Annotated in this window: 4 protein-coding genes; 2 read left to right on the forward strand and 2 right to left on the reverse strand. The window is 42.3% G+C overall.

All coding sequences use genetic code 11. The features are described from left to right. Positions 1-154 precede the first annotated feature (154 nt). Positions 155-1519 (reverse strand): glutathione-disulfide reductase, encoded by a 1365-nt coding sequence (gorA, locus tag CWC14_RS09380; RefSeq protein WP_138562556.1) that lies wholly within the window; start codon positions 1517-1519, stop codon positions 155-157. A 252-nt stretch (positions 1520-1771) separates the two neighbouring features. On the opposite strand from gorA, the gene prlC reads away from it, so the two are divergent. Beyond that, complete coding sequence (prlC, locus tag CWC14_RS09385) at positions 1772-3823, forward strand: oligopeptidase A (RefSeq protein WP_138562558.1); 2052 nt, start codon at positions 1772-1774, stop codon at positions 3821-3823. A gap of 208 nt (positions 3824-4031) precedes the next feature. Then, entirely contained in the window at positions 4032-4787 is a 756-nt protein-coding gene (locus CWC14_RS09390; RefSeq protein ID WP_033104255.1) for a class I SAM-dependent methyltransferase, read from the forward strand. Positions 4788-4802: 15 nt separating this feature from the next. Here CWC14_RS09390 and CWC14_RS19405 read toward each other — a convergent pair. Then, positions 4803-5071: hypothetical protein (locus tag CWC14_RS19405; RefSeq protein WP_212746549.1), on the reverse strand; the 269-nt coding region annotated here is incomplete at its 5' end.

Raw genomic sequence — 5071 nt, forward strand, 5'->3', positions numbered from 1 at the left:
ACACGGAGTGGCGTCGATGGGTAGTTCACAGACATTATCGGAATTAATTAAAAACGCCATAGAATCCTCATGGAAAAGCGCTGACTATACACAATATAGTCAGCATTAATATTTTTTCCAGAGTTTACTATGTGTGTAAGATGCTTTTCCTACACTAACCTGTCATGGTAACAAACTCTTCCGACCCTGTTGGGTGTAGTGCGACAACCGCATCAAAATCGGCTTTAGTCGCGCCCATTTTCATGGCAACAGCAAAGCCCTGAATCATTTCATCAACGGTGAAACCGATACCGTGTAAGCCCACAACTTTTTCATCATCGCCTGCACACACTAACATCATGTTACATGCTTGGCGATGCTGAGTAACTGCGGTGTACATAGCCGCAAAGCTTGATTTATATACTTTTACATTTTCTTCGCCGTACTGAGAAATCGCCTCTTGTTCAGTTAAGCCAATGGTGCCGATAGGTGGATGGCTAAATACCACGGTTGGTACTAGGCTGTAGTCCATTTTCAAATCGTTCGGCAATTCTTTATTAAATAAACGCTCAGATAGAGTACGACCCGCTTTTACAGCAACCGGTGTAAGCTCAATACCATTTTCGATAATATCACCCACAGCGTATACATTTTCAGCTGTGGTGTTTTGGTATTCATCTACTTTTACATAACCGCTTTCGTTTACTTCTACGCCTGCTGCAGCAAGGTTAATTTTATCGGTTGTTGGTGTACGACCAATCGCCCAAATAACTTGATCAACATTTTCGCTGTAACCATTCTCAAAATGAATCGTTAAGCTGCCATCAGCCTCTTTTACCACCTCTTTTGGTGAACACTCAGTGTGCAGAGTAGGGCCTTCTTTTGCCATAATATCAACCAGTGTGTCGATAATGTATGGGTCAAAGGTACGCAGTGGCTTGCTCTTACGAACAAATAAATGGGTTTGTGTCCCTAGGCTGTGCAGCACACCTGCAATTTCTACGGCAATATAACCGGCACCAACAACAGCAACACGCTTAGGTTGTTCGTTCAGCTCAAAAAAGCCGTTTGAATCAATACCGTGTTCAGCACCTGGAATATTAGGAATAGTAGGGCGTCCGCCTACGGCGACTAAAATGTGATCGGCAGTATAGTGCTCGCCATCTACTTCAACAGTTTTACTATCCACAAACTTTGCAAAGCCTTTGATCACAGTTACGCCATTTTTAGCTAAACCATTATCATAGCCTTTGTGAATACGGCCAATATAGGCTTCACGGCTTTCTACTAACTTTGACCAGTCAAAGCCTTTAACTTCAACATCAAAACCGTAATCAGGAGCATAAAGATTAATTGCTTCAGCAACTTGAGCACCATGCCACATTACTTTTTTAGGAACACACCCTACGTTTACGCAGGTGCCACCCATGTGTTTAGCTTCAATTAATGCTACTTTTGCGCCACGCATTGCTGCACGGTTAGCTGATGCAATACCACCACTACCGCCACCAATTGCAATGTAATCAAAATGCTGAGCCATGTTTAATCCTCTAAATATTAATTTAACTTTTCTGTGCTGATGATAGCATATGCGATGAGCAAGTCACTTGTTCGGGGCTGCTAAAATCTATCAAACATCCTTCATCAAACGAAAGATATGCTATTTCAGATCAAGCTGCTAAGTGATCATTTACAGATACACACTCGTTAACTAGTAAAGCAGGTTTGCCCTTGTATTTACGTATTTTGCCCCAACTTAAATTTTTATATTTTGCATAAACCGAGAATCACTATGACCAATGCACATACTAATCCCCTAATCGGGCTTGAAGGCTTACCGCCTTTTTCAAAAATAAAGCCAGAGCATGTTGTCCCGGCACTAAAAAAAGGTATTGAGCACTGTCGCAGTGCAATTAATGATGTATTAGCAAAGCAATCATACACATGGGAAGATTTAGTATTACCCCTTGAAGAAGCTGACGATAAACTATCGCGATTGTTTTCACCGGTATCGCATTTGAACTCAGTAATGAACAATGATGAACTTCGCGAAGCCTACGAGCAATGTTTACCGCTTATTTCTGAATATTCTACTTTTGTTGGTCAGCACCAAGGTTTGTATGAGGCTTACAACGCACTTTATAACAGTGACGAATTTAAAACACTCACTACTGCCCAGCAAAAAACCATTACTAACGCATTACGTGACTTTAAGCTTTCAGGTATTGCGTTAAATCCTGAGCAACAAAAACGCTACGGTGAAATTAGTGCGCGTTTATCAGAGCTTGCTTCAAAATTTGGTAATAACGTGATGGATGCCACGCTTGCATGGCATAAGCATATTACCGATGAAAGCCAATTGGCTGGTTTACCAGAATCAGCGCTTGCATTAGCGGCCGATACGGCAAAAAGTAAAGACTTGGAAGGCTGGGTATTTACTCTCGATTTCCCATCTTACTTACCTATAATGACTTACGCAGACGACCGTGAACTTCGCAAAGAAACATACACCGCGTTTTCTACTCGTGCATCCGATCAAGGTCCAAATGCAGGAGAGTTTGATAACTCGGCGATTATGAGTGAAGAGCTGGCACTGCGTCATGAGTTAGCACAATTACTTGGCTTTAATAATTACGCCGAAAAATCTTTAGCTACAAAAATGGCAGAATCACCCGCGCAGGTATTTTCATTTTTAGAAGACTTAGCCGCTAAGTCTAAACCACAAGCAGAGCAAGAACTTAAAGAGTTGCAACTATATGCAGAGCAAAAGCATGGTATTAGTGAACTGCAGGCGTGGGATTTTGGTTATTACAGTGAAAAACTAAAGCAAGAAAAGTACGCGATTTCAGATGAAGTATTACGCCCATACTTCCCTGCCGATAAAGTGCTTAGTGGTTTGTTCGAAACCGTTAACCGCCTATTTGGTATTACAGTTAAAGAACAAAAAGACATCGATACTTATCATAAAGATGTGCGCTTTTTTGAAATTTACGATAGCAATAATACTTTACGTGGTCGTTTCTACTTAGATTTATACGCCCGTGACCACAAGCGTGGTGGTGCGTGGATGGATGACTGTATGGGTCGTAAAGTGCGCGCTAATGGTGAACTTCAAACACCAGTTGCTTACTTAGTATGTAACTTTAATAAAGCGATTGGCGATAAGCCTGCTTTGTTTACCCATAATGAAGTAACCACACTGTTCCATGAGTTTGGTCACGGCATTCACCACATGTTAACTCAAGTAGATGCAGCGCCTGTTGCTGGTATTAATGGTGTAGCATGGGATGCCGTTGAATTGCCAAGTCAGTTTTTAGAAAACTGGTGTTACGAAGAAGAAGCCCTAAGCTTTATTTCAGGCCACTTCGAAACCGGTGAGCCATTACCAAAAGAGCTACTAGATAAACTATTGGCCGCTAAAAATTATAACTCAGGTATGCAAATGTTAAGACAACTTGAGTTCTCGTTATTCGATTTTAAAATTCACCATGACTACGTGGCAGACAAACCATGTAACATTCAAGCTGTACTTGATGATGTACGCAGTCGTACCTCAGTCATTAAGCCGCCAGCGTTTAACCGTTTTCAGCATGGCTTTAGTCATATTTTTGCGGGCGGTTACAGTGCAGGCTATTACTCGTATAAATGGGCTGAAGTACTTTCGGCAGACGCCTATTCTAAATTTGAAGAAGAGGGGATTTTTAATCCACAAACTGGCCAAGCGTTTATGCAGCATATTCTTGAAAAAGGCGGCAGCGAAGAGCCAATGGCACTGTTTAAAAACTTCCGTGGTCGTGAGCCAAGTGTAGATGCACTACTGCGCCACAGCGGCATCGCCGCTTAGGGTCTGTTGACCTTTGCGGATTAAAATATAATTACAAAAGCGCCCCAGAGGCGCTTTTTTATTTAATTACTCAAACACAACTAAGTAAACAACAAACGCAGCCAGAACCTGAGAGCGAAAATAACGATATTGAGTTGTTTTAAACTAGAGATCGTATATTGGCTTTGTTTGGGTATAATAACGGTGAAATTTATCATCGGAGTGTGAAGTGGTTATACAGTGTGCGTTTAAAGAGTGTCGACCTTATTTAAATGAGTTAGAAGCACGCTTTGGGCTTGCTCAATGGGCAGAGCAAAGCAGTGGTTTTAGCTTGCATTACGATGATAAAGGACTAAGCCTGTATAAAACTGACGAGCCAAAATTAGGTGCTATTAACGTAGACTTTATAACTGGTGCCGTTGCACATAGGCGTAAATTTGGTGGTGGTAAAGGGCAATCAATTGCCAAAGCCGTTGGTCTTAATAAGGGCGCAACGCCAGTGGTACTCGATGCCACAGCAGGCCTTGGACGCGACGGTTTTGTGTTAGCCTCATTAGGCTGTAAAGTAATTTTACATGAGCGCCACCCCGTGGTTGCTGCACTGTTATATGATGGCTTACAACGTGCTTATAACGATAGTGAAATTGGCCCATGGATGCAGCAAAATATGAGCCTTATCTTTGGCTCAAGCCATACCTTACTTGCTCAATGTGACAGCATGCCCGATGTGGTTTACCTTGATCCAATGTTCCCGCACCGTGAAAAATCAGCATTGGTTAAAAAAGAAATGCGCGTATTCCAAGAGTTAGTAGGTGGCGATACCGACGCCGATGATTTACTCGAGTTTGCCTACCCCCTTGCCAGTAAGCGTGTAGTAGTGAAACGCCCCGATTACGCACCATTTTTAAATGATAAAACCCCGAGTATGCAAATCAAAACCAAGAAAAACCGCTTTGATGTGTATGTAAAAGCCGCGATGATTTAGGTTAAAGAACAGTTTTTAGTCTTCAGCTGTCAGTTGTGTCGCTGAAACCATACTGTGCTTGCAGCGACAAGTTGCTGTCGCTGAAACCTTGCTTGCAGCGACAAGTTGCCAGCAAAAGATTAAGCCAAGTACGGTGTTTGGGTTAAACGTAGGCGGGGCTTTACGCCGCGCAGGTAGTTTGACATGTTGTGAAAGTGCGCGAGGTAAACTCTCACCTATAATATAAAAACTGGGCTTGCATAAGGCTCGGTGTTTTATTTTACTACCTGACCGCTGACCGCTGA

The organism is Pseudoalteromonas sp. S3260, from assembly GCF_005886925.1.
GTDB lineage: Bacteria > Pseudomonadota > Gammaproteobacteria > Enterobacterales > Alteromonadaceae > Pseudoalteromonas > Pseudoalteromonas tetraodonis.

Bases quoted from the DNA above. Each gene is read 5' to 3' on its own strand.
- gorA (WP_138562556.1), bottom strand. From the start codon at position 1,519: ATGGCTCAGCATTTTGATTACATTGCAATTGGTGGCGGTAGTGGTGGT.
- prlC (WP_138562558.1), top strand. From the start codon at position 1,772: ATGACCAATGCACATACTAATCCCCTAATCGGGCTTGAAGGCTTACCG.